The sequence below is a fragment of the Micromonospora reichwaldensis genome, from assembly GCF_031845925.1.
Taxonomy (GTDB): Bacteria; Actinomycetota; Actinomycetes; order Mycobacteriales; family Micromonosporaceae; genus Micromonospora; species Micromonospora reichwaldensis.
The window spans coordinates 63,804-87,650 of the sequence record NZ_JAVRFL010000001.1; the positions used below are offsets into that span (position 1 = coordinate 63,804).

Here is a 23,847-nt window from a genome sequence, read left to right on the forward strand (position 1 = left end):
ATGCGCGCGATGACTGTCCCGGAGCCCGGCGGACCCGACGCACTGGTCTGGAGCGAGGTGCCCGATCCCGAGCCCGGCCCGGGCGAGGTGGTCGTCGACGTGCGGGCCAGCGCGGTCAACCGGGCCGACCTGCTGCAACGGCAGGGGCACTACCCGCCGCCGCCGGGCGCGCCCGCGTACCCCGGGCTGGAGTGCTCCGGGGTGATCAGCGCGATCGGGCCCGACGTGGCCGGCTGGGAGGTGGGCCGGGAGGTCTGCGCGCTGCTGGCCGGCGGCGGCTACGCGGAGCGGGTCGCGGTGCCGGCCGGGCAGCTCCTGCCGGTGCCGGCCGGCGTCGACCTGGTCGACGCGGCGGCGCTGCCCGAGGTCGCCTGCACGGTCTGGTCGAACGTGGTGCAGGTGGCCCGGCTCGGCAGGGGCGAGACGCTGCTGCTGCACGGCGGCGGCAGCGGCATCGGCACCTTCGCGATCCAGCTCGCGGTGGCGCTGGGCGCGACCGTGGCGGTCACCGCCCGCGCCGCGAAGCACGAGCGGCTGCGTGAGCTGGGGGCGGCGCACACGATCGACTACCGGGAGCAGGACTTCGTCGAGGAGGTCCGGCGGGTCACCGGCGGCCGGGGCGCCGACGTCATCCTCGACATCATGGGCGCCGCCTACCTGCCCCGGAACGTGGCGGCGCTGGCCACGGGCGGCCGGCTGGTGGTGATCGGCATGCAGGGTGGCCGCAAGGGCGAGCTGGATCTCGGGGCGCTGCTGGCCAAGCGGGGCACGATCGCGGCCACCGCACTGCGGTCCCGGCCGCTGGAGGAGAAGGCGGAGATCGTGCGCGGCGTCCGCGAGCAGGTGTGGCCGCTGGTCGAGTCGGGCGCGGTCCGGCCGGTCGTGGACCGGCGGGTGCCGATGACGGAGGCGGCGCGGGCGCACCGGCTGGTCGAGTCGAACGACCACGTCGGCAAGGTGCTGCTCACGACCGGCTGACGCGCGGTCCGCCCCGGCGGGTCAGGGCGTCGGCGTCGGGTCCGCGACCTCGCGGGGGAGCACCAGGCGGGCGCCCGGGCCCTCGCCGGCGAGCGAGTCCTCCGGGTTGTAGAGCGTGCAGCGTTGCAGGGACAGGCAGCCGCAGCCGATGCAGCCGTCGAGGTCGTCGCGGAGCTTCGTCATCAGCCGGATCTTCTCGTTCAGCCGCTCCCGCCAGGTCGCGGAGAGCCGCGCCCAGTCCTCCGCGCTCGGCGTGCGGGACGCGGGCAGGGAGTCCAGCGCCTCCCGGATCTCCTCCAGCGAGATGCCGACCTGCTGGGAGATCCGGACGAACGCCACCCGGCGCAGCTCGGTGCGGGCGTAGCGGCGCTGGTTGCCGCCCGTCCGCTCCGCCCGGATCAGCCCGAGCCGCTCGTAGTAGCGCAGCGCCGAGGGCGCGACGCCGCTGCGGACGGAGAGCTGGCCGATGGTCAGAGACTCGTGCATCACGTCGCCTTGAGTTGAAGTGGACTTCAACTTGCAGGCTAGCGGCATGACCACGACCACCGCCAGCGCGGGCCCGGCCCCGACCGCCGCGCCACCCCGTGCCCCGACCGCCGCGCCACCCCGCCACCCGGGCGCCCCGCCGCTGCCGGGACCCGTCGCGCCGCTGTACGAGCGGGTACGCGCGGGCCGGGAGTTCAGCCCGAACGTCCGCTCCACCGTCGACGTGCTCTGGGTGCTCTACGACCGGGTCCTCCGGGTCACCCCGGAGACCGTCGACGACCCCGGGCGGGACCGGTTCCTGCTCTCCAAGGGCCACGCCGTGGCCGGCTACTACGCCGTACTCGCCGCGAAGGGGTTCGTTCCCGCCGACTGGCTCGACGACCAGGGCGGGCCCGCCAGCCGGCTCGGCGACCACCCCGACCGGGTGCTGGTGCCCGGGGTGGAGATCGGCTCCGGCTCGCTGGGCCACGGGCTCGGGCTCGGCGTGGGCACCGCGCTCGGGCTGCGCGCCCAGGGCCTGCTGACGCCCCGGGTGCACGTGCTGCTCGGCGACGCGGAGTTGGACGAGGGCTCCAACCACGAGGCGATCGCGTACGCGGGGGCGACCGGGCTGGGCGGCCTGACCGCGATCGTGGTCGACAACGGCTCCGCCACGCACGGCTGGGCCGGCGGCGCCGCGGCCCGGTTCACCGTCAACGGCTGGACCGCCACCACCGTCGACGGGCACGACCACGACGCCCTGCACACCGCCCTGACCGGGCACGACAACCACCGGCCGCACGTCGTCGTCGCGGTCGTCGACCAGGGGGAGTGACCGTGCGGGACCGCTTCATCGAGACCACCACCACGCTGCTGGCGGAGGATCCGCGTACGGCCCTGGTGCTGGCCGACATCTCCGCCGACGCGTTCACCCCGGCCGCGTACCGGCACCCGGACCGGGTGCTGAACGTCGGTATCCGGGAACAACTGCTGGTGGGCGTGGCCGGCGGGCTCGCCCTGACCGGGCTCCGGCCGATCGCGCACAGCTACGCCCCGTTCCTGATCGAGCGGGCGTACGAGCAGATCAAGCTCGACCTGGACCACCAGGGCGTGGGCGCGGTGCTGGTCAGCATCGGCGCGTCGTACGACCGGGCGGAGTCGGGGCGTACCCACCTGTCGCCGGCCGACGTCTCGCTGATCGACACCCTGCACGGCTGGACGGTGCACGTCCCCGGTCACCCCGACGAGGTGCCGGCGCTGCTGCGGGACGCGGTGGCCGCCGACGGCTCGGCGTACCTGCGACTGTCGACGCTGCACAACGCCCGCCCGTACGGCGGCGACGGCGCGCTGCGGGTGCTCCGGGACGCCGGGCCGGGCGCGCCGCTGCTGGTCGCGGTCGGGCCGGTGGCGGACGCGGCGCTGGCGGCGGTCGGCGACCTGGGCGTGACGGTGGCCTACACCCACCGGCCGCGGCCGTTCGACACGGCGGGGCTGCGGGCGCTGGCCGGCGACGCGGTGATCCTGGTGGAGCCCTACCTGGCCGGTACGTCGGCCCGGGTGGTGTCGGCGGCCCTGGCCGACCGGCCGCACCGGCTGCTGGCGCTCGGCGTGGGACGGGAGGAGCTGCGCCGCTACGGCTCGGCCGAGGACCACACCCGCTGGCACGGGCTGGACGTCACCGGGCTGCGCCGTTCGGTCGCCGGGTTCCTGGACGCGGCGCCGGTGCCGGCCGGCCGCTGAATCACGCCGGCCGCTGAATCACGCCGGCCGCTGAATCACGCCGACCGCGGCGGCGTGGAGGCCGGCGGTGGCGGGGGGCGACGCGGGAGGGCGGGAGGGGTCAGCGGGTCGGGGCGCCGAGAGGGCGGCGGCGGGTGCGCTCGCGGCCCAGGATCCAGATCGCCTCGACGCCGTCCTTCCAGGTGATCTTCTTGCCCTCTTCGCGGCCCCGCGCCCGGTAGCTGATCGGGACCTCGTAGGGGCGGATGCGCTGGCGCAGCAGCTTGCCGGTGACCTCGGCCTCCATGCCGAAGCCGCGCGAGCGGATGTCGAGCGAGCGGTAGAGCGCGACCGGCATCAGCTTGAAGCAGGTCTCCAGGTCGCCGATGTAGGAGTTGAACAGGACGTTCGCCGCCATCGTGACGCCCTTGTTGCCCATCACGTACCAGAAGCTGTAGGCGCTGTGGCTGCCGAAGGTGCGGTTGCCGTAGACCACCGTGGCCCGCCCGTCGAGCACCGGGTCGAGCAGCTTCGGGATGTCCAGCGGGTCGTACTCCAGGTCGGCGTCGAGAATGACCATGTAGTCGCCCTCGGCGTTGTCGACCGCCGTCTTGATGGCGGCGCCCTTGCCGGCGTTACGCTGGTGGGTGATGACCCGCAGGCGCGCGTCGTCGGCCCGACCGAGGATCTCCCCGGTGCCGTCCCGACTGCCGTCGTCGACCACGACCAGCTCGATCTCACACGGGTAGTCGACCGCCAGTGCCTGCTTGAGGGCATCCGCGATGCGCTCTTCCTCGTTGTAGACCGGCATGAGGATCGAGAGCTTCACGGAAATCTCCACGGTGGCGACGATATGTCTGCCCTAGCCTAGCCTGGCCATTGGCGACCGGTGCTCAGCACTGCGGGCATTGGGCGCGGCGGCCTCAGGTTCATGGTGTTTACTGCCGGCATGTCGGCAGTCGGCTACCTGCTCGCCCTGGCGCCGGTCGCCGCGATCGGACTGCTCGCCGTCGCGCTCCGTCCGGTCGCGGCCGGGACCGTGGCGGGGCGGCGCCTCGCGCTGGTCCGGGCAGCTCTGGTGACCGGGGCGTTCGCGGTGCTCACGGTGGAACTACTGGGCGCGCTGCGGCTGCTCACCCTGCCGGCGTTCGCCGTGGCGTGGCTGACGCTCCTCGCCGGCGCGCTCGCCGCCGTCGGCTGGCGACGCCGCCGGGACGAAGCGCGCGGCACGGCCGTGGTCGCCGCCGCGCACCGCGCCGTCGAGGCCGTCGCCGCGTCCGAGCCCGCGCTGGTCGGCGCGACGGCCGGCCCGGCCGTCGGCGCCCCGCCCCCTCCTCCGCCGCCGGCCGCCGCACGTCCCGTCGCACCCCGCCACGCCGGGCGGTGGACCCGGCTGGCTGACGCCTGGCGTACGGCGGGTCGGGGTGAGCGGCTGCTCGCCGGCACGGTCGGCGGGCTGCTGCTGGTCGAGTTGCTGATCGCCCTGCTGGCCGAGCCGAACAACTTCGACTCGCAGACCTACCACCTGCCCAAGGTGGAGCACTGGGTGGCGCGGGGCGGCCTGGACTTCTGGCCCACCGCCATCCACCGGCAGGTGACCATCCCGCCCGGCGCCGAGTACCTGCTGCTGCACCTGCGCCTGTTCACCGGCGGGGACGCGCTGCACCACCTGGTGCAGTGGGCGGCCGGCGTCGGCGCACTGCTGGCGGCCACCCGGATCACCGCGCAGCTCGGCGGGGGACGGCGGGCCCAACTGCTGACCGCGTTCGTGCTCGCCACCACCCCGATGGTGGCGCTCCAGGCGACCAGCACCCAGACGGACCTGGTCTGCGCCGCCTGGGTGGCCTGCGCGGCCACGGTGGCGCTGGACGGGCTGCGCCGGCGCGCCGGGGCCGGGGCGATGCTGGCGCTGGGAGCGGCCACCGGGCTGACCGCGCTGACCAAGACCAGCGGCCTGGTCGCGGTCGGACCGCTGCTGCTGCTCTGGGGGCTGGCCCAGCTCCGGCTGGCCCGGACCGGCTCCGCGCCGGACCGCGCCGGGCCGCCCGGCCGGGGCACCGGCGCGTCCCGGACCGGTGGTTGGTCGCGGCGGCAGGTGCGTCGGACGGTCGCCGGGTCGGCGCTGATCCTGCTGGTGGCGGTGGTGGTGGTCGGGCCGTTCCTGGCCCGGGTGACCGCCGAGTTCGGGCATCCGCTCGGGCCGCCCCGGCTGCGCGAGTCCATTCCGATGGAACGGCACGACCCGCCGTCGTTGCTGGTCAACGCGCTGCGGATCGCGCACACCGCGTTCGACACGCCGCTCGCGCCGCTGCGCCGGGCGGGTGCCGAGGCGATCGTCGGCGCTGCCGGGATCATCGGGGTGGACCCGCAGGACCGGGCCACCACCTTCGGGCGGGAACGGTTCCCGGTGCCGTCGTGGTACCCGGACGAGGACCGGGTGGCCTTCCCGCTGGCCGGGGCGCTGGCGGTGATCGGCGCGGCGTACGCGCTGGCCCGGCCCGGTCGGGTCGCCCCGACACAGGCGGGTCCGCTGCGCGCGTACGCGGTGGTCGTGGTGGCGGCCGTGCTGCTGCACACCGCCATGATCAAGTGGCAGCCGTGGGGCAACCGCCTGCTGCTCTACGCGCTGGCGCTGGCCGTACCGCTGGCGGGGCTCTGGCTGGACGCGCTGTTCCGGCGCCGGGCCGGCGGCGCGGGTGGCCGGCGGCCGGTGGCGGCCGGGCTCGCGGTGAGCGTGCTGGCCGGCAGCGCGCTGGCCGGGGTGCTGGCGGTGTCGTACGGCTTCCCGCGCCGGCTGGTCGGGGCGGGCTCGGTCTTCACCACCTCCGAATGGGACACCCGGTTCCTGCGCCGCCCCCAGTGGGCGGAGGAGTTCCGCTGGGCCGCCGGGGCGGTACGCGCGACGGACGCCCGCCGGATCGGCCTGGTGCAGCAGAACGACAACTGGGAGTACCCCTGGTGGCTGCTGCTGCGCGGCGCGGACGGCCGCCCGCCGGAGCTGGTGGCGCTCCAGTCGGTGCTGCCCGGGCGCCCGCCGGCCGATCCGGCCTCGGTGGACGCCATCGTCTGCACGGGCAGCCGGCCGGCGTGCACGGCGCTGGTGCCGGCGGGCTGGCACGTGCAGTTCCGGGGCTACGTGGGCTACGCCCTCCCGCCGGAGAGCTGACCCGCCGGGAAGCCGGCCGCCGAGCGATTCGACCGGATCGCCCGGTTCTGCACTCTGCGCGCAACGATTACGAGACGCATTCACATACCTCGAAGCCGACGCTACCTTCTGGTAACTCGATCGACGTCCCGCGATCGAGCCGAAAGGAGTGCGTCGATGCTTGGTTCCTCCGCCAGGCGCGAACGCGCGACCCGACGACGGGCCCTCACCGTCGTCGCCGCCGCCGCTCTCGTCCTGCCGATGCTCGCCGGAACGGCCTCCCCCGCCACCGCGGCCGACCGTCCGGCCGTCCAGCCGCTCCCCGCCAACCTGGAGACAATCCGCGCCGCCGAGGCCACCGCGCTCTACGGCACGCCCGCCGTCCGCCCCATCGAGCAGCGCCGCACCGCGCTGATCACCATGGGCGACAGCGAGATCTCGGGCGAGGGGGTGGGCAACTACGTGCCCGGCACCCACCAGCCCGGCAACTGGTGCGACCGCTCGTACGACCAGGCGGTGTTCCGCACCGGGCTGACCGCCGACGAGAAGTACAACATCGCCTGCTCCGGCGCGACCCCGTGGAACCTGATCCGGGGCGGGCCCACCCAGCACAACGAGCTGAACCAGGGCGACCACCTGGCCATCAAGGCGCGCAACACGCACATCAAGCTGATCTGGGTGGTGGTCGGCGCCAACGGCGACGGCACGATCCAGTTCGGCCCGGTCGCCACCGACTGCGCCGTCCGCCGGGTCCTCCTCCAGGGCGCCTGCTATCCCACCTACACCGACCAGTGGAGCGTCCGCACCGACGGCAGCCGGCGGGCGGTCGAGGACGCGCTCACCGACATCCGGCGGACCATGACCGGCGCCGGCTACCTCCAGTCCGACTACGAGCTGGTGCTCATGTCGTACCCGAGCCCGGGCAGCCCGGACGTGGAGGACAACCCGAACTTCCCCGGCTGGTACGCCGGCGGCTGCCTGCTCTACCTGGCCGACGCCGCGTTCGCCCGGAACAAGGCGGTGCCGATGTTCGAGTCGGCGCTGCGGGCGGCGGCGACCAACACGGGCACCCGCTACCTGGACGCCAGCCGGCTCTTCCACGGCCACGAGGTGTGCACCGACAGCACCTCCGTACGCGGCCTGTTCATCGAGATCGGCGTCTGGGACGAGAACGCGGCCCGGCAGTCGTTCCACCCGAACAAGCGGGGGCACGGCATGTTCGCCCAGTGCGTCACCCAGTTCGTCGACTCCGGGCGGCAGCGGGCGACCTGCGTGGACCCGGCCAGCACCGGCAACGGCGTGCTCTACGACGGGCTCTTCGAGTTCAAGCAGCTGCGCAACGCCGCCACGGGCACCTGCGTCGACGGCAAGGGCTACGACTCGCGCAACGGCACCCCCCAGCAGTCGTACGGCTGTCACGGCGGGCGCAACCAGGGCTTCTGGTACGACCCGACCCGGCAGTCGCTGCACTCGGAGCTCTCCCACGACCGCTGCCTGGACGTCTCGGGCGGATCGCTGAGCGCCGGTACGGCGGTGAACATCCACGACTGCCACGGCGGCGCGAACCAGAAGTTCGTGCTGGCCGGCAACCAGATCCGGACGGCCGGCAACGCCAACCTCTGCCTGGCGTTCGACAACCCGCTGCTGGGCACCCCCCGGCTGCGCCTGGCCGCCTGCTCCACCAGCAGCCGCCAGCAGTGGTCCTTCGAGTCCCGCAACTTCGCCAACCCGGTCGGCTACGGGCACGACGACTTCATCGGCTCCCGCGTCTACTGAGTCCGACCCGCCCGCGTGAGCGGTGCCGCCCTCCCCGGGTGGCACCGCCCGCGCCGGCCGGCGTGGTGTGGCCCGCCGTCGCCGACGGGCCACACCCCCACCTACTTCTGCCGGGCCGGCACGACGACCAGGCGGGCGACCCCGCCGTCGCCCTCCTTGGCACCGGCCACGCCGACCGTCGTGCCGACCTTCACGTCGGCGGACCGGATCGTCGTGCGACGCTCCACGACGCGCAGCTTGTCGCCGAAGGTCCAGGTCATGGTGAAGCCGTCGGCGGACTTCACCGTCATCGAGTCGCCGTCGACGGCGGTCACCTCGCCCCGCTGCACGGCGACGGTCCGCGTACCGCCGTCCTTCGTCCGCACCACGGCCTCGCCGTGCAGGGCGTCCCGCCGCAGCAGCACCCGGGCCTGCCGGCGCTCGCGGCGCTCCTGGGCGCGTTCCCGCCGCTTCTCCCCGGCCGCGCCCGGCGACGCCTCCGGCGAGGCGGGTGCGGCCAGCGGCTCGACGTCCAGGTCGCCGGCGTCGAAGCCCAGCGCGGCCAGCGCCTGGCCCTCCGCGCCCAGCGCCGCGGCGACCTCGACGGCGGTCTCCCGGGCCGGCTGACCGGCCGGTCCGGCGGCACCGCATCCGCCGACGCCGAGCGCGACGGCCGCGAGCAGCGTGGTGGTGGCGATTCCCCAACGTGCCATGGGTCTCCCTCTCGTCCGTGGAACCCCAGCCTCCCGCCCACCGGCGAGCGGAGGGTCAGAGCGATGTTCGGGTCCGGTAAGGATCCGGGGGCAGCCGGACGGTGAACGCGGCGCCGCCCTCCGGCGCGTGCCCGGCCGCGACGTCCCCGCCGAGCCGGCGGACCAGGCCGGCGGCGAGCGCCAGCCCCAACCCGCTGCCGACCTTGCGCACCCCCCGGTAGCGCTGGTGCAGGGCGCCGCGCTCGAAGGCGACCGCCAGGTCGTCGTCGGTGAGGCCCGGTCCGCCGTCGCGGACCTCGACGACGCCGCCCGCCAGCGGGTCCGCGCCGGCCGCCCGGACCGCGAGCACGATCGGCGCCCCCGGCGGTACGACCCGCAGCGCGTTCTCCAGCAGCCCGTCCATCACCTGCCGGATCCGGCCCGGATCGGTGTGGACCGGCACCGGCGCGTCCGGGATCTCCGCGCGGAACGGCACCCCCACCGCCGCGCACCGGTCGGCCCAGGTCCGACCCGCGTCGGCGGCCAGCCGGGCGAGGTCCACCGGCACCGGTTCGAGCGGGAAGTCGGCGGCCTCCAGCCGGGCCAACGCCAGCAGGTCGCTGACCAGCCGGTCCAGGCGCTGCGCCTCCGCGAGGACGGTACGACCGGCGCCGGCCGCGTCCGCCGGCCCGATCACCCCGTCGGCCAGGGCCTCGGCGTAGCCCCGGATCGCGGTCAACGGGGTGCGCAGCTCGTGCGAGACGGAGAGCAGGAACTCCCGTTGCCGGCCCTCGCTCGTGGCCAGCGCGGTGGCCAGCCCGTTCAGCGCGTACGCCAGGTCGGCCACCTCGTCGGGCGGCTCCACCGGCACGCGTACCGCCCGGTCCCCCGCGCGCAGCCGGGCGGCGGCGTCGGCGGCGCGCCGGATCGGTCGGGCCAGCCGGCGGGCGAGCAGCAGCCCGGCGGCCACCCCGGCGGCGAGCCCGGCCAGCAGCGGCAGCCAGAGGCTGGGCACCACCTGCCGCCACGGCGCGGCGGGCCGGGCACGGGTCAGCACCACCCCGTTGCCGCCGGGCAGGGCGCGCCCCTCGATCAGCGTGCGTTGCCCGTCGATCACGCGGCGGGTCGACACGTTGCGTCCCTCGGCGACGCGCCGCACCACCCGTGGCGGCAGACCGGGGCGCTCCGCCACCCCGCCCCGGACGAGGTACGCGTCGACGCCCTGGGCGTTCAGCTGCCGGACGATGCGCTCCTCGTCGGTGGTCCGCCCGGTCTCCAGCCTGGGGCGCAGCACCTCGGCCGCGAGCCGGGCCTGGGCGGCCAACGCCTCGCGGTCGTGCCGTTCCACGCCGCGTACCGCCAGGGGCACCGCGACGATCGCGGTGACCAGCACCGAGACCAGGGCGACCGCGCAGGTGACCAGCACCGCGCGGGAGTTCAGCGTCCGGCCGGGACGGTGCCGTGGCGGCGGTGCGACGGTCGGCTCAGCCATCGGCGGAGTACCCGACGCCCCGGTGGGTACGGATCACGCCGGCCGCGCCGAGCTTCGCCCGGACCTGTGCGACGTGCACGTCGACGGTCCGGGTGCCGGCGTGCGCCGCGTACCCCCAGACCCCGGCGAGCAGCTCCTCCCTGGTGAAGACCCGCCCCGGTCGGGCCATCAGGTGCGCCAACAGGTCGAACTCGGTGGAGGTGAGCTGGACCGGGGCACCCGCGACCGTCACCGTCCGGCGGGTCGGGTCGAGGGCCACCGCGCCGACGATCCGGGGCAGGCCCGTGCCCTCGGGCGTCCCGGCGGTGCGCCGCAGCACCGCCCGCACCCGGGCGACCAGTTCGCGCGGGCTGAACGGCTTGGTGACGTAGTCGTCCGCCCCCAGCTCCAGGCCGACGACGCGGTCCACCTCGTCGTCGCGGGCGGTGAGGAAGATGACCGGCGTCCAGTCGCCGGCCTCGCGCAGGCGGCGGCAGACCTCGGTGCCGGTCAGGGCGGGCAGCGCGATGTCAAGGACGCAGGCCACCGGGCGCAGGCGGCGGGCGGCGGCCAGTCCGGCCGCCCCGTCCCGTTCCAGGTGTACGCCGAAGCCGTCCCGGGTCAGGTAGAGCCGGACCAGGTCGGCGATGGCCGGCTCGTCCTCCACCACGAGGACGAGCCCGCGAGGCGCGGCGTCGACGGTCACCGGCCCATGATTGCCGACCCGGTGCCGCCGCGCGGGTCAACGGATGTTCGGGTTCGGTAAGAAGACGGTCAGCGCACCACGGCGGGCCGGAAGGCGACGGGCCGCGCGACCGGCGGCGCCTCGCCGATGGTGGCGACGAGCCGCTCCCGGGGCGTCCGCAGCCGGGTCCGGAAGGCGTGGTTGAGCAGTGCGTCGAGCTGCCACACCTGCTTCGGGTGGCGGGTGCGGATGAGGAACCGCTCGCGCATCCCGTCGATCGCGGTGGCGGCCAGCTCGACCGAGTGCAGGCGCGGGTCCGGGCTCCAGGTGACGTTGCTGAGCTCGCGCAGTTCCGTGTTGAGGTGCAGGCGCAGCCGGTGCAGCACGCGGGTCTGCTGGGTGACGACCAGCCGTCGGTGGGTCAGCAGGAGCAGGTACTCGCCGGCCATCGGGCGGTCCGGCCGGGCGCACCGGGTGACGAGGATGGTGGCGTCGCCGGAACCGACGCAGCGCCGGAAGACCGGCATGTGCCGGGTGACGGTCTGCACCGCCAGCCCGGCCTCGGAGGCGGCCGGGAGGAACGTTCGGGAGAAGACGTCCATGCCCTGCCCAACGACGGCGGCGCGGGGGTGACGTGGGTCACGCGCAAATTGCAGAACTTCCACGGCAGGCCATCGCACCGCCTGTCCGACTCCGGGCCCACCGCGTCGGTGGACCCGGATCGGGCAACCTCAGAGCAGCGGCTGCATCGGACCGAAACCGCTGCCCAGCCGGGTCGGGCTGAGCCAACCGGCGCCGTTCCACCGGTACCGCAGCACGTAGCCGGTCGACTGCTGGACCGCGACCAGGTCCGGCTGGCCGTCCCGGTCGAAGTCGCCGAGCTGGACGAGGTCGCGCACGCCGCCCCAACCGGCGCCGGCGTCGAGCGGGCTGCCGAGGAGCCCGTCCGGGCCGCCCGGGTGGACGTGCAGGTAACCCGTGCTCTCATCCCGCGCGAGCAGGTCGAGGCGCCCGTCGCCGGTGAAGTCGGCCCCGCCGGTCAACTCGGCCCGCTCGGTCCAGCCCGCGCCGCCGAGGGCGACCCGGCTGCCGAACCCGGTGCCCGTGCCGGGATAGAGCCAGAGGACGCCGGTGGAGGTCTGCACCGCCGCGAGATCCTGGTAGCCGTCGCCGTTCCAGTCGCCGACGGGAGTGATCTCCCGCATGCTGTTCCAGCCGCTGCCGACCCGGACCCGGGTGGTCACGCCCGCACCGTTGCCCGGGTAGAACCAGAGGTAACCGGTCGCCTTCTCGCGGGCCAGCAGGTCCTCGCCGCCGGACCGGTCGAAGTTGCCGGTCCGGACGATCGCGTCCATGCCGTTCCAGCCCGCGCCGAGCGAGACCCGGCCGCTGAGCGTGGCGCCGTTGCCGCCGTAGACGTGCAGCTGGCCGGTGGCCGGATCGCGGTAGCCCAGGTCCGCCCAACCGTTGCCGGTGAAGTCGCCGAACGGGGTGGCCGGCAGCACGGCGAGGTCGAGATGATTGCTGTCGATGTTGATCGTCACCCCGCCCCACGTCTCGTGGTGGTCGCCCTGGTACTGCTTCATCCGCCGCTTCGGCAGCCAGTACGACTCCGGCAGCGCCTCGTCCGTCACCGTCCGCACGCCGTCCCAGCGGGCGAAGTCCAGATAGTCGGGGCGACCGTGGCCGGCGAGCTCGTACGCGGAGACCTGGTCCGCGAGCCCCCCGGAGGCCACGTCGGTGTAGAAACCGGAGAGGTAACCGTGGTCGTGCAGCCGGGTGGTCCAGGCGTGGGTGAAGGTCCGCACCGCCGCCGAGCAGGCCGCGTCACCGCTCGGGTACTTCTCCATGTTGTAGAAGACCGTGCTCTCCCGGGCCAGCCCCAGGTCGCGCGCCCGCGCCGCGGCGTCGTCGGCCGCCGACCGCCCCTGCGCCGCCGCCTGCGCCGGGTCGATACGCGGCTTGCTGGTGCTGCGGCAGGGCGCCTGCGGCCCGACGTAGAGCGGGAAGAACCGCCAGCCCGCCGCCGCCTGCGTGGTCACCCACTCCCGGGTCAGGTTCGGCTGGGCGCAGGCCCGGCCGTTCCCACCGATGTAGATGCCGACCGCCCGGTACGGCGAGGCCAGCCACGCCTTCATCGCCGCGTTCGACGGCGCGGTGCAGGTGTCGAAGCCCAGACCGGTGAAGGTGCCCGGGTGCGGGCCGGCATAGCCGGCGGCCCGCACGGGACCGGCCGTGGCGGTCAGGGCGACACCGGCGGCGAGCACGGCGACCGCCGTCGCCGCGACGGCCCGCCAGCGGCCGACGGGCAGAGTGGAATGAAGCGTCACGAGTCCCCGATCCTCGTTGCGGATGGCCGGCGGGCGGACGTCGACACGTCTCTCGCTCGACGCCGGCGCGCCGATTCTGCCCCGGCCGGCCGTCCTTGTCGAGACCGGCGACCACGACGGGGCCGCCGGCCTGGCCCGCCGCGTCGCCGGGCCCGGCCGGCGGCACTCAGAACAGCGGCGTCATCGGTCCGAAGCCGGTGCCGAGCCGGATCGGCGCCGCCAACCCGGTGCCGGTCCAGCGGTACCGGTAGACGTAGCCACTCGACACCTGCACGGCGACCAGGTCCGGCCGACCGTCCCGGTCGAAGTCACCGAGCTGCACCAGGTCGCGCATCGTGTCCCAGTCGGCGCCGATCTTCGTCCGGGTGTTGGGCGCGCCGGTACGACCCGGGTAGAGGTAGAGGTCGCCCGTGCTCTTCTCCCGGGCCACCACGTCCGGGTAGCCGTCGCCGTTGAAGTCGCCGCCGCCGTTCAGCTCGTCCACCGTGTTCCAGCCGGATCCGAGCAGCACCCGGGTGGTGAACGCGGTGCCCGTGCCCGGGTAGAGGTAGAGGGCGCCGGTGGAGGTCTGCACCGCCACCAGGTCCTGGAAACCGTCGCGGTTGTAGTCGCCGATGGGGGTGATCTCCCGGACGCTGTTCCAGCCGGCACCCAGCATGATCCGGCTGCCGACCCCGGAGCCGGTGCCCGGGTAGAGCCACAGGTAGCCGGTGGCCTTCTCGCGGGCGATGACGTCCTCGCCGCCGGTGCGGTCGAAGTCACCGGCCCGGACGAGCACGTCCATGCCGTTCCAGCCGGCGCCCAACGTCACCCGGCCGCTCAGGGTCGTGCCGTTGCCGCCGTAGACGTGCAGCTGCCCGGTGGCCGGGTCCCGGTAGCCGATATCCGACCAGCCGTTCCCGGTGAAGTCGCCGAACCGGGTGGCCGGCAGCGGGGCGACGTCGAGGTAGTCGCCGTCGATGTTGATGGTGACCCCGCCCCAGGTCTCGTCGTGCGGGCCGACGTGCTGCTTGATCCGCCGCTTCGGCGCCCAGTAGTCGGCGGGGATGCCCGGGTCGGAGACCGTCGCCACGTCGTCCCAGCGGGCAAAGTCGACATAGTCCGGTCGCACGTAGCCCGGGGTGTGGTACGCGGCGACCTGGTCGGCGACCCCGCGGGCCATGCTGCTGTAGAAGCCGGAGAGGTAGCCGTGGTCGTGGAGCCGGACGGTCCACGCGCTCATGAACGTGGTGACCGCCGTGGTGCAGGCCGCGTCGCCGCCGTCGTAGTCCTCCATGTCGTAGAAGAGGACGCTCTCCCGCGGCAGGCCGAGGGCCACCGCCTGTGCCATGGCGTCGTCGGCCTCGGTGCGGCCCTGCGCCGCCGCCTGGGCCGGGTCGATGCGCGGGCGGCCGGTGGCCAGGCACGGGGCCTGGAGGCCGACCCACATCGGCACGAGGTGCCAGCCCGCCGCCGTCTGGGTGGCGACCCACTCGGCCGTCAGGGCGGGCTGGTCGCAGCCCCGGCTGGACCCACCGAAGTAGATCACGATCGCCCGGTACGGCGAGTGCTCGCGCCAGGCCTCCATCTGGGCGCTGGTCGGCGCGGTGCAGGCGTCGAAGCCGAGGCCCGTGTAGGTGCCGGGCTGCGGCCCGACGGCGGCGTGGGCCGGGCCGGTGGTGACCGCCAGGGCGAGGGCGGCGCCGAGGATGCCGGTGGTGGCGACGGCCACGGTCCGGCGGGTGGCACGGCGCAGCCCGCCGAGCGAGAGGGTGGATTTCACGTTCTCCCCGTTCTGTCCTGTCAGTCGGACGGGCCGGCAGGGCGGACGCTCCGCGTCCCGGACGCCGCGCCGGCCCGCTGATTCTGACCACAGTCGACGGTCCGTGTCGAGGCCGCTACCGTGTTCGATGTCGGGCCGCCGGCCGGAGCGACGATCGCTCCCCGGTGCCGGGCGCGCCCGGCACCGCGCTCAGACCGGATCGGGCTCGAACAGCTCCTGCAACCAGCCGGGCACCGCGGACGCGTACTCCGTCCGGGCCGGATCGGGGGTCTGGAGGGCCCGACGCCAGGAGAGCGCCCGGCTCACCCGGGTGACGCGGACGGCCAGCCGGGCCGCCTCGCGCAGCGTCCCCGGGTCGTGCCGGTCGGACCACGGCTCCAGGTAGGCGTCGCGCAGCCGCGCCAGTGCCGGGTCGCCCTCGGGCAGCCCGAAGGTGTGCGCGACCGAGTTCAGCGTCACCAGCAGGGTGCCGAACGGATGGGCCACCGAGGCGTCGCCCCAGTCGAAGAAGCGGTACCCGTCGTCGGCCACGAAGACGTTGCCGTCGTGCAGGTCGTCGTGCTGGACGGTCGGCGCGACGCCCGTCCCGGCCAGCCGCCGGCAGTCGTCGGCGAACCCGGCCCGGTGGGCGCGCAGCCGCTCGTGCGTTGCGACGCTCAGCCCGTCCTCCGCGCCCAGCAGCAGCGCCTCCTCGTCGTCGAGCAGCGCCTCGAACAGGTCCGGCAGCGCTTCCGGCCGGTGGTCGGGCACCCCGAGCGCGAGCAGTTCGCCGGCCCGGGGCGCGACCGTGCGTTGCAGGTCGGCGTACTCCGGCAGGACCCGCTCCCAACGGGACAGCAGGCTCCGATCGCCGCCCAGCGCGTCGCGTAGCGTCCGGCCGCCGTCCGGCAGCAGGGACCAGCCTCGGCCGGCGTCCACGGCGACCGGGTCGAGCACCCGACCGGGGACGAGCCGGGCCAACGCGGCCAGCAGCGCCGCCTCGTGCCGGGTGCCGGGGTTGTTCGCCTTGAACCAGACGTCGCCGGCGTCGGTGGGCACCCGCCAGACCAGCGACCAGGGTCGGACCCGGGGCTCGACCGGCCCGACGATCCGCCGCCCGAGCCGGCCGAGCTGGTCGCCGACCCAGCCGAGCGCGGCATCCCGCCAGTGCGGGTCGGCCCAGTCGGCACGTGGCGCGGTCGCCCGGTCGGCGGGCGGCGTGGTCGCCTGGTCGGCGGGCGGCGTGGTGGCGTCAGTCACGCCGGGCAACGTAGCCGTCGCCCGCACCGCCGGGCCACGGGTTTACCCGTCGCCCTACAGCAACTCGACGATCGTGGCGTTGGCCATGCCGCCGCCCTCGCACATCGTCTGGAGGCCGTAGCGGATGTCGTTGTCCCGCATGTGGGCGAGCATGGTGGTCATGATCCGGGCGCCGGATCCGCCGAGCGGGTGGCCGAGGGCGATCGCGCCGCCGCGCGGGTTGAGCCGCTCCGGGTCCGCCTCGGTCTCCGCCAGCCAGGCCAGCGGCACCGGCGCGAACGCCTCGTTCACCTCGTACACCCCGATCTCCTCGATGCCCAGCCCGGCGCGGCGCAGCGCCTTCGCGGTGGCCGGGATGGGCGCGGTGAGCATGGTGACGGGGTCGTCGGCGGCGACGACGGCGGTGTGCACGCGGGCCAGCGGGCGCAGGCCGTGCCTGCTGGCCCACTCGCTGGTGGTGACGGCGAGCGCCGCCGCGCCATCGGAGATCTGCGACGCGGAGCCGGCGGTGACGACGCCGTCGGGGCGGAACGGAGTGGCCAGCTCGCCGAGCTTCTCCAGCGAGGTGTCCCGCCGGATGCCCTCGTCGGCGGCGAACTTGCCGCCGTCGGCCAGGGCGACCGGGGCGATCTCGGCGTCGAAGGCGCCGGCGTCCTGCGCGGCGGCGGCCTTCTCGTGGCTGGCGAGCGCGAACTCGTCGAGCTGCGCGCGGGAGAAGCGCCAGCGCTCGGCGATCAGCTCCGCCCCGACGCCCTGGTTGAACGGCAGCGGCGCGTCGTCGGCGAAGCCCTCGACGCCGCGGTAGCGGTCGCGAAGCTGGTCGCTGAAGGGCGACCCGCCGGCCACGCTGGAGCCCATCGCGACCCGGGTCATCGACTCGACGCCACCGGCGACGACCAGGTCGGCCTGACCGGAGAGGACGGTGGCGGCGGCGAAGTGCAGGGCCTGCTGGCTGGAGCCGCACTGCCGGTCGAGCGTGGTGCCGGGCACCGACTCGGGCCAGCCGGCGGCGAGGACACCGTTGCGGGCGACGTTCCACGACTGGTCGCCGACCTGGGAGACGCAGCCCCAGACCACGTCGTCGACCTGCGCCGGATCGATGCCGGTGCGCTCGGCGAGGGCACGCAGCACGTGCGCCGAGAGGTCGACCGGGTGCACGGCGGCCAGGCTGCCCTTGCGCCGCCCCACCGGGGTGCGTACCGCGCCGACGATGACTGCGTCACTCATGACTACTCCCCGGTAACTTGGGCCGGCCCCGATCCTACGTCGTCGGCGGGCCGGGCGTCCTCCCCCGGTGCCCTGGCATGCTGAACGGATGCCTGCACACCCGGCCCCGACCCGGCAGTGGCGGGTGCCGCCCACCCTGCCGGCGCTCAAGCTGACCGGCGCGGTCGCGCTGCTCGCGCTGGCCCTGCTCCTCGACGGGAGCGACCCGATCCGGCTGGCGCTGGCCGTGCTCACGGCTGCCGCGCTCGCCGGCTGGGCCGCGCGCGACCTGGTCGCGCCCGTCCGGCTCGCGGTCGACCCGGACGGGATCACGGTCGTCCAGGGCTTCGCGGGACACCGGCGGCTGCCCTGGTCGGCCGTCGAGAAGGTGACCGTGGACCGCCGCGCGCGGCGGGGCCTGACCAGCGAGCTGCTGGAGATCGACGCGGGGGAGTCGCTGCACCTCTTCGGCCGCCACGACCTCGGCGCGGATCCCGCCGAGGTGGCCGAGGCCGTGCGCGAGGCCCGCCCGCACTGAGCGGGCCCGCGCATCCGGGCCGAGGATCAGCCGCCGACGATGGCCGCGGTACGGACCATGGCCAGGCCGATCAACGCCACCACGATCAACGCGCCGCCCGCGAACTGCACCAGCGTCCGACGCGACCGTGGGGCGTACGCGAACACGAGCGCCAGCAGCGCGCCGATCACCAGGCCGCCCAGGTGCCCGGGGATCGAGATGCCCGGCACGGTGAACGTGAAGACCAGGTTGATCACCAGGACGGGGAGCACCTGGGAGATGTCCCGCCCCATCTTCCGTTCGATGACCACCAGCGCGGCGAACAGGCCGAAGATCGACGTGGAGGCGCCGGCGGTGAGCTGGTTCTCGGCGCTGAACAGGTAGGCGGCGACGTTCCCGCCCAGCCCGGCGACCAGGTAGAGCGCCAGGAACCGCAGCGGCCCGAGGCTGGCCTCCAGCGACCGGCCGAGCACCCACAGCGCCCACATGTTCAGCAGCAGGTGGACCACGCCGTAGTGCAGGAACATCGCGGTGACCAGGCGGTACCACTCGCCCTCGGCGATGCCGCCGATCGTGCCGTCCGGGAAGATCGCGCCGCCGAGCACCGAGCCCCAGTCGGTCAGCGGCGTGCTGCCGCCCATCAGACCGCCGAAGCCGGAGCCGCCGACCAGCGCGTCCCCGCCCCGGTCGGAGGCGATGGAGAGCAGCATCATCAGCACGTTGAGCGCGATCAGCGCCTTGGTCACGTAGCCGTGGCGGCCGGCGGCACCGCCACCGAAGGCGGTGCGCGCCGGCCGCACGCTACGACGTCCCTCCGCCACGCACTCCGGGCACTGGAACCCGACCGACGCCTCCCGCATGCAGTCCGGGCAGATCGGCCGGTCGCAGCGGGTGCAGCGGACGTACGTCTCCCGGTCGGGGTGCCGGTAGCAGACCGGGGTGGTGGGTGGTGACTCGCTCACCACGCCAGCCCGCCGTCGCGGATCGCGCGGACCACCAACCGGTTCCGGCCCTCGGAGCGCTCAGTCATGTCGGCAAAGGTACCTCGCGGACCGCTCAGGCAGCGGTCCGCTCGATCTCGACCCGCTCGATGACGACGTCCTGGAGCGGCCGGTCGTTCGGGCCGGTCGGGGTGTTGGCGATCGCGTCGACGACCTTCACGGACTGCTCGTCGGCCACCTTCCCGAAGATGGTGTGCCGGTTGTTCAGGTGCGGCGTCGGCGACACGGTGATGAAGAACTGCGAGCCGTTGGTGCCCGGCCCGGCGTTCGCCATCGCCAGCAGGTACGGCTGGTCGAAGCGCAGCTCCGGGTGAAACTCGTCACCGAACTTGTAGCCCGGGCCACCGCGCCCGGTGCCGGTCGGGTCGCCCATCTGGATCATGAAGCCGCTGATCACCCGGTGCGAGATCGTGCCGTCGTAGTACGGCCCGCTGCCCGGCTGACCCGTACGCGGGTCGATGTATTCGCGGTTGCCCTCCGCCAGGTCGACGAAGTTCTTCACGGTCTTCGGGGCGTGGTTCTGGAAGAGCTCCAGCCGGATCGGGCCAGCGTTGGTGTGCAAGGTGGCGTAGACAGCCTCGGCCACGGGTACTCCTCACTCGTTGGTCAGTTCCATGCGGATCCTCCCATGTGCCCGATCTGGCAGTGCGGAGGCATCCGAAGGTGGAGGATGACGAAGGAACAACTCCCAGGAGGTGGGACCGTGTTTGGAATCGGGCGGCGTAAGACCCAGGGGCAGCTGGCCAAGGTGGAGCTGAACCAGGGCCTCGGTCACCTGAGGCAGGCCGCGACGTATGCCGCGAAGGGTGCCGGTGCCACCGTCGCCCCGCGGGTCCAGGCGGCCCGGGGCGCCGTCGCGCCGACGGCCGTCATCGTGCGCGACCGCGCGTCGAGCGGCCTCGCGTCCACGGTTGCCGCGCTCGCGCCGCTGGCCCTGGCCGTCCGCAAGGCGCAGGCCGAGGCGGCGGGCAAGGCGGTCACCGGCAGGAAGGCCCTGGCAGCCAAGCAGGTCGCGGCCGGCAGGAAGGTCAAGGCGAAGAACATGAAGGCTTCCCGGAAGAAGAACTCCCGGCGGGGCGGGTCCATGATGACCGGTCTGCTCGCGGCCGGCGCGGTGGCCGGGGTCGCCGCGGTGGCGATGCGGCGGCGCCGGGAGCAGCAGGAGTGGGCCGAGTACGACCCGACCCGCACCCTGGAGCCGATGCGCGACGAGGTGGAGACCATGGAGATCCGCACCCCGGTGACCGACGCCTCGACGGTGTCGAGCGGCTCGGGCGTGGCCGGCGGCCCGACCGGCGCCGGCAGCTCGGCGGTGGCCGGCGGCGACAGCGCCTCCACCACCACCCCCGGCAAGCAGCCGACGGTCCACGCGACGGACAAGGTCCCGTCGGTGGCCGAGGGCGCCAAGGACACCACGGGCCGTCCGGCGGACGACCTGACCGAGGCGCTCGGCAAGGGCGGCGCCAAGAACGGCCGCCGCTGACACCCCTGTCGGTTCCGGAAAGCGCCGGCGAAGCGGCTCCCCGCCGCACCGCCGGCGCTTCCGCGCCCGACGGGGCCACGGCGCCCGGTCCGCGCCCGGCGGCGGCTGGTCGTCGAGCCCCGGGCCGTCAGAGCCAGCCGTTGCGGCGGAACCAGCGGTAGAGGGCCAGCGAGATCGCCAGCATCAGGGCGAGCACGACCGGATAGCCGTACGTCATCCGCAGCTCCGGCATGACCTCGAAGTTCATCCCGTAGATGCCGGCGATGGCGGTCCACACGGCGGCGATGGCGGCCCACGCCGCGATCTTGCGCATGTCGTTGTTCTGGTCGACCGTGACCTGGGCCAGCCGCGCCTGGAGGATGGAGTTGAGCAGGTCGTCGTAGGAGTTGACCTGCTCGACGGTGCGGCTCAGGTGGTCCTGCACGTCGCGGAAGTAGCGGCGGATCTCCTTCGGCACGTCGCGGTTCATCTGCGCGGTGAGGGTCAGCAGCGGGCGCTGCAACGGCATCACCGCCCGCTTGAACTCCACCAGTTCCCGCTTCATCTGGTAGATCCGCTGGATCCGGCCGGTGGACTGACGGTCGAACACGTCGGCCTCCAGCGTGTCGAGGTCGTCCTCCAGCCGGTCGGCGACCTCCAGGTAGATGTCCACCACCCGGTCGGTGACCGCGTACGCCACCGCCCAGGGCCCCTGGAGCAGCAGGTCCTGTTTCGTCTCCAGGTCGGCGCGGACGGGGGCCAGCCGGCAGGCGTCCCCGTGCCGCACGCTGATCAGGAAGTTCGGGCCGATGAAGAGCATCACCTGGCCGGTCTCGACGACCTCGGAGTGCTCGGTCAGCTCGGCGTGCTCGCAGTACCGGGCGGTCCGCAGCACCAGGAAGCTGACCTCGCCGAACTGCTCCAGCTTGGGGCGCTGCTGCGCCTTCACCGCGTCCTCGACGGCCAGTTCGTGCAGCCCGTACGTGGCGGCGATGGCGGTCATCTCGGCCAGCTCCGGCTCGTGCAGGCCGAGCCAGACGAAGCCGTGCTCCTCGCGGCGGGCCGCGGCGAGCGCCTCGGCGTACCGCCAGTCGCCGGGCTGCCGGCGGCCGTCCACGTAGAGGGCGCAGTCCACCACCGCGCTGCGCTGCGGGCCGGCCGGCGGGGACGCCTGCTGGGGGGTGTCGGAGTTGAGCCGGCGGGTCATCGCCCGCACCGGCGCCACCCAGTCCCGGGGCCTGAGCACCCGTCCGCCGTTCGACGCGGTCGTCCGCTCCCGGTCCGTCATCACGCCCCCTCCCCACGCGCTGCCGCCGGTGAACAGTACGCCGCCGTCGATGATCACCGCCGGTGACGATCGGCGGGAGGGTGGCGCCGGGTGGGCCGGGTCGCTTCAGGGGGGTGAGGGGACGACACGGCCCACCCGGCGCCCTTTGGGGGCGGGGGTTGTGCTGGTCGCGCCGCCCCACGTGCCGCCGGTCGGGCTGGCCCGGTCCCGTCGCCGGGCGCGGCGGGGGCCGGCACCGGGCGGTGAGTTCCGCTACACGTGGTGAGTGACGCTCGCAGCATTGTGGGCCGCCGGCCGCCCCGGCGGGAGACCCGGGACGGCCACGATCGTCCAACTGTCAGAAATCTGACAGAAATTCAGCTCCGTACGGCCGCCATGGCCTCCGCCAGGCGCCGTACGCCCTCGTCGATGCGGTCGGCGGTCACCGCCGAGTACGCCAGCCGCAGGGCGTGCCGCCCGCCGTCGACGACGAAGTCGCTGCCCTTGACCACGGCGACCCCGCGCTCGGCGGCGGCCGGCGCGAGCCTGTCAACCTCGACGTCCTCGGGCAGCTCGACCCAGAGGAAGTAACCGCCGTCCGGCTCCACGAACCGGGCCTCCGGGATGTGCCGGCGCAGGGACTCGGCCAGCACCCGGGCCCGCTCGCCGAGCGCGGCGCGCACGGTCTCGATGGAGCGCTCGATGTCGCCGGAGACGCAGAACTGGTGCACGATCGCCTCGGAGACCATGCCCGGCGAGATGTAGAGGCTGGTCGCCTTCTTCGCGATGTCGCCGATCAGGTCCGCCGGACCCACCAGGTAGCCGACCCGTACGCCCGGGCAGACCGTCTTGGTGAAGCTGGAGGCGTGCACGACCACGTTGCGGGTGTCCAGCGAGAGCATCGACGGCAGCGCCTCGCCCCGGAACCGGATGTCGGCGTACGGGTCGTCCTCGAAGATCGTGAACTCGTACTCGGCGGCGAGGTCGAGCAGCTCCCGGCGCTTCTCCAGGCTCAGCGTCACGCCGGCCGGGTTCTGGTAGTTCGGGATGACGTGCGCCAGCCGGGGCCGCACCCCGGACTCCAGCAGCTTGCGCAGCTCGGCGGTGTCGAGCCCGTCCGGCTGGATGGAGACGCCGTGCAGCTCGCTGCCCATCCGCTGGAGGTTGAGCAGCGTCCGGTCGTACGTCGGACGCTCCACCACCACCGCGTCACCGGGGCGGACCAGGTGGTCGAAGAGGAACGCGTCCGCCTGCAACGACCCGTTGGTGATCAGCACCTGGTCGGCGGAGACCCCGTGCTTATCGGCGATCCACTTCCGCAGCGGGAGGTAGCCGACGGAGGTGCCGTACGCGGTCACCCCGGCGGGGTCGGCGTCGAACGCGCGGACGGCGGCGGCCTTGAGCCCCTCGACATCGACGATGTCCAGGGAGGGAGCGCCACGGGCGAAGGAGATCAGCTGCTCGGCGGTCATGGCTGTTCAGCGTACGGAAGGCGACGGGGTGCGCGCGGAAGGCACGGCGATGTCCGCATCCTGAGCCACCGGGACGGGTGACCGGCGTCGACCGGTCGGCGACAGGTCAGACCGGAAGGCCGAGCGGGTCGTGCTGCGCTTCCCGGGAGAGCCCGTCCACGTGCAGGCCGAGCGCCGCGATGAGCTGCCCCCAGTCGAAGTAGGACCGCCAGGCCGCGATCCGTCCGCGCCGGACCCGGACGACGTCGACCACGTCCCAGCTCACCAGTCGGCCGGTCGGCGCGACGGTGCCGAACGGGGTGTGCAGCACCCCCGTGTGGGTGCCGGTGAGCCGCTGCTCGACGGCCGCGCCGCCGGCCGTCTGCACCGACCCGAGCGGGTCGACGGACAGGTCCGGGAACGCTCCGGTCCAGGTGCGCAGCAGGGCGGGCAACTCGATCGGACGCACCGTGACGCCGGGCATCGAGTAGAAGGCGTCGGCCGCGTAGAGGTCCGGCAGCCGGGCCACGTCCCGCCGCAGGAGCATCGCGTACTGCTGTTCGACCAGCCGATCCGCGCCACGCATGAGGACCTCCGTCGCGGGTCACGGCCCGTCCGTGCCCGCACGGAATCCTTACCCGTCGATCGGCCCGCCACACCATCGCGCGTGCCGGCGTTCCGGCCGGCCCGGCCGTCGGGGCC

The 23,847-nt window shown here is 74.3% G+C and carries 22 protein-coding genes; 7 read left to right on the plus strand and 15 right to left on the minus strand.

Going from position 1 to position 23,847, the window contains the following annotated elements:
* Positions 1-978, plus strand: coding sequence for an NAD(P)H-quinone oxidoreductase (locus RM555_RS00305; RefSeq protein WP_311409859.1), 978 nt, complete (start codon positions 1-3; stop codon positions 976-978).
* Positions 979-999: 21 nt separating this feature from the next.
* On the opposite strand, the gene soxR is transcribed toward RM555_RS00305, so the two are convergent.
* Positions 1,000-1,464, minus strand: a complete 465-nt coding sequence (gene soxR, locus RM555_RS00310; protein WP_311409860.1) for a redox-sensitive transcriptional activator SoxR — start codon at positions 1,462-1,464, stop codon at positions 1,000-1,002.
* Positions 1,465-1,510: 46 nt separating this feature from the next.
* On the opposite strand from soxR, the gene RM555_RS00315 reads away from it, so the two are divergent.
* Complete coding sequence (locus tag RM555_RS00315) at positions 1,511-2,278, plus strand: transketolase (protein WP_311409861.1); 768 nt, start codon at positions 1,511-1,513, stop codon at positions 2,276-2,278.
* A 2-nt stretch (positions 2,279-2,280) separates the two neighbouring features.
* Complete coding sequence (locus RM555_RS00320) at positions 2,281-3,183, plus strand: transketolase family protein (RefSeq protein WP_311409862.1); 903 nt, start codon at positions 2,281-2,283, stop codon at positions 3,181-3,183.
* 100 nt (positions 3,184-3,283) lie between these two features.
* Here the strand turns inward: RM555_RS00320 and RM555_RS00325 are convergent, their stop codons facing one another.
* On the minus strand, positions 3,284-3,991 hold the full coding sequence (locus tag RM555_RS00325; protein ID WP_311410093.1) for a glycosyltransferase family 2 protein: 708 nt from the start codon (positions 3,989-3,991) through the stop codon (positions 3,284-3,286).
* Between the two features lie 120 nt (positions 3,992-4,111).
* Here RM555_RS00325 and RM555_RS00330 point away from each other — a divergent pair, with 120 nt between their 5' ends.
* Both RM555_RS00330 and RM555_RS00335 read left to right on the plus strand, forming a co-directional pair.
* Complete coding sequence (locus tag RM555_RS00330) at positions 4,112-6,328, plus strand: hypothetical protein (RefSeq protein ID WP_311409863.1); 2,217 nt, start codon at positions 4,112-4,114, stop codon at positions 6,326-6,328.
* 156 nt (positions 6,329-6,484) lie between these two features.
* Positions 6,485-8,083, plus strand: coding sequence for a ricin-type beta-trefoil lectin domain protein (locus RM555_RS00335; RefSeq protein ID WP_311409864.1), 1,599 nt, complete (start codon positions 6,485-6,487; stop codon positions 8,081-8,083).
* Between the two features lie 101 nt (positions 8,084-8,184).
* Here the strand turns inward: RM555_RS00335 and RM555_RS00340 are convergent, their stop codons facing one another.
* The 8 genes from RM555_RS00340 to RM555_RS00375 all read right to left on the minus strand — a co-directional run bounded on the left by RM555_RS00340 (position 8,185) and on the right by RM555_RS00375 (position 17,468).
* Positions 8,185-8,775, minus strand: coding sequence for a hypothetical protein (locus RM555_RS00340; protein ID WP_151456805.1), 591 nt, complete (start codon positions 8,773-8,775; stop codon positions 8,185-8,187).
* Between the two features lie 55 nt (positions 8,776-8,830).
* On the minus strand, positions 8,831-10,246 hold the full coding sequence (locus RM555_RS00345) for a sensor histidine kinase (RefSeq protein WP_311409865.1): 1,416 nt from the start codon (positions 10,244-10,246) through the stop codon (positions 8,831-8,833).
* Positions 10,239-10,931 (minus strand): response regulator transcription factor, encoded by a 693-nt coding sequence (locus RM555_RS00350; protein ID WP_311409866.1) that lies wholly within the window; start codon positions 10,929-10,931, stop codon positions 10,239-10,241. Before RM555_RS00350 ends, RM555_RS00345 begins: the two co-directional genes overlap by 8 nt.
* A 68-nt stretch (positions 10,932-10,999) precedes the next feature.
* Positions 11,000-11,512: a hypothetical protein gene (locus RM555_RS00355; protein ID WP_311409867.1), complete on the minus strand. Its 513-nt coding sequence runs from the start codon at positions 11,510-11,512 to the stop codon at positions 11,000-11,002.
* Between the two features lie 129 nt (positions 11,513-11,641).
* The gene (locus RM555_RS00360) at positions 11,642-13,240 is read right to left on the minus strand and encodes a glycoside hydrolase domain-containing protein (protein WP_311409868.1); all 1,599 of its coding nucleotides are present in this window, start codon (positions 13,238-13,240) and stop codon (positions 11,642-11,644) included.
* A 166-nt stretch (positions 13,241-13,406) separates the two neighbouring features.
* Complete coding sequence (locus tag RM555_RS00365; RefSeq protein WP_311409869.1) at positions 13,407-15,002, minus strand: glycoside hydrolase domain-containing protein; 1,596 nt, start codon at positions 15,000-15,002, stop codon at positions 13,407-13,409.
* Between the two features lie 189 nt (positions 15,003-15,191).
* On the minus strand, positions 15,192-16,241 hold the full coding sequence (locus tag RM555_RS00370) for a phosphotransferase (RefSeq protein WP_311409870.1): 1,050 nt from the start codon (positions 16,239-16,241) through the stop codon (positions 15,192-15,194).
* A gap of 54 nt (positions 16,242-16,295) precedes the next feature.
* Positions 16,296-17,468 carry a thiolase family protein gene (locus RM555_RS00375; protein ID WP_311409871.1) on the minus strand — a complete coding sequence of 391 codons (1,173 nt, stop codon included), beginning with the start codon at positions 17,466-17,468 and terminating at the stop codon, positions 16,296-16,298.
* Between the two features lie 88 nt (positions 17,469-17,556).
* On the opposite strand from RM555_RS00375, the gene RM555_RS00380 reads away from it, so the two are divergent.
* Positions 17,557-17,985: a PH domain-containing protein gene (locus tag RM555_RS00380; protein WP_311409872.1), complete on the plus strand. Its 429-nt coding sequence runs from the start codon at positions 17,557-17,559 to the stop codon at positions 17,983-17,985.
* 26 nt (positions 17,986-18,011) lie between these two features.
* Here the strand turns inward: RM555_RS00380 and RM555_RS00385 are convergent, their stop codons facing one another.
* Together RM555_RS00385 and RM555_RS00390 are read right to left on the minus strand one after the other, a co-directional pair.
* Positions 18,012-18,926 carry a rhomboid family intramembrane serine protease gene (locus RM555_RS00385; RefSeq protein WP_311409873.1) on the minus strand — a complete coding sequence of 305 codons (915 nt, stop codon included), beginning with the start codon at positions 18,924-18,926 and terminating at the stop codon, positions 18,012-18,014.
* A gap of 94 nt (positions 18,927-19,020) precedes the next feature.
* Positions 19,021-19,551 (minus strand): peptidylprolyl isomerase, encoded by a 531-nt coding sequence (locus RM555_RS00390; RefSeq protein WP_311409874.1) that lies wholly within the window; start codon positions 19,549-19,551, stop codon positions 19,021-19,023.
* An 84-nt stretch (positions 19,552-19,635) separates the two neighbouring features.
* On the opposite strand from RM555_RS00390, the gene RM555_RS00395 reads away from it, so the two are divergent.
* Positions 19,636-20,448 (plus strand): hypothetical protein, encoded by an 813-nt coding sequence (locus tag RM555_RS00395; protein WP_311409875.1) that lies wholly within the window; start codon positions 19,636-19,638, stop codon positions 20,446-20,448.
* Positions 20,449-20,575: 127 nt separating this feature from the next.
* Here RM555_RS00395 and corA read toward each other — a convergent pair whose 3' ends face one another.
* The 3 genes from corA to RM555_RS00410 form a co-directional block, all read right to left on the minus strand.
* The gene (gene corA, locus RM555_RS00400) at positions 20,576-21,715 is read right to left on the minus strand and encodes a magnesium/cobalt transporter CorA (RefSeq protein WP_396888654.1); all 1,140 of its coding nucleotides are present in this window, start codon (positions 21,713-21,715) and stop codon (positions 20,576-20,578) included.
* 356 nt (positions 21,716-22,071) lie between these two features.
* Positions 22,072-23,166, minus strand: a complete 1,095-nt coding sequence (locus RM555_RS00405; RefSeq protein WP_311409876.1) for an aminotransferase-like domain-containing protein — start codon at positions 23,164-23,166, stop codon at positions 22,072-22,074.
* 106 nt (positions 23,167-23,272) lie between these two features.
* Complete coding sequence (locus RM555_RS00410) at positions 23,273-23,731, minus strand: ester cyclase (RefSeq protein ID WP_132240536.1); 459 nt, start codon at positions 23,729-23,731, stop codon at positions 23,273-23,275.
* Positions 23,732-23,847 lie beyond the last annotated feature (116 nt).

Coding starts and splice junctions, on each gene's coding strand:
- RM555_RS00305 (WP_311409859.1), top strand. CDS start 1: ATGCGCGCGATGACTGTCCCGGAGCCCGGCGGACCCGACGCACTGGTC.
- soxR (WP_311409860.1), bottom strand. CDS start 1,464: ATGCACGAGTCTCTGACCATCGGCCAGCTCTCCGTCCGCAGCGGCGTC.
- RM555_RS00315 (WP_311409861.1), top strand. CDS start 1,511: ATGACCACGACCACCGCCAGCGCGGGCCCGGCCCCGACCGCCGCGCCA.
- RM555_RS00330 (WP_311409863.1), top strand. CDS start 4,112: ATGTCGGCAGTCGGCTACCTGCTCGCCCTGGCGCCGGTCGCCGCGATC.
- RM555_RS00335 (WP_311409864.1), top strand. CDS start 6,485: ATGCTTGGTTCCTCCGCCAGGCGCGAACGCGCGACCCGACGACGGGCC.
- RM555_RS00340 (WP_151456805.1), bottom strand. CDS start 8,775: ATGGCACGTTGGGGAATCGCCACCACCACGCTGCTCGCGGCCGTCGCG.
- RM555_RS00345 (WP_311409865.1), bottom strand. CDS start 10,246: ATGGCTGAGCCGACCGTCGCACCGCCGCCACGGCACCGTCCCGGCCGG.
- RM555_RS00355 (WP_311409867.1), bottom strand. CDS start 11,512: ATGGACGTCTTCTCCCGAACGTTCCTCCCGGCCGCCTCCGAGGCCGGG.
- RM555_RS00375 (WP_311409871.1), bottom strand. CDS start 17,468: ATGAGTGACGCAGTCATCGTCGGCGCGGTACGCACCCCGGTGGGGCGG.
- RM555_RS00380 (WP_311409872.1), top strand. CDS start 17,557: ATGCCTGCACACCCGGCCCCGACCCGGCAGTGGCGGGTGCCGCCCACC.
- RM555_RS00395 (WP_311409875.1), top strand. CDS start 19,636: ATGACGAAGGAACAACTCCCAGGAGGTGGGACCGTGTTTGGAATCGGG.
- corA (WP_396888654.1), bottom strand. CDS start 21,715: ATGACGGACCGGGAGCGGACGACCGCGTCGAACGGCGGACGGGTGCTC.
- RM555_RS00405 (WP_311409876.1), bottom strand. CDS start 23,166: ATGACCGCCGAGCAGCTGATCTCCTTCGCCCGTGGCGCTCCCTCCCTG.
- RM555_RS00410 (WP_132240536.1), bottom strand. CDS start 23,731: ATGCGTGGCGCGGATCGGCTGGTCGAACAGCAGTACGCGATGCTCCTG.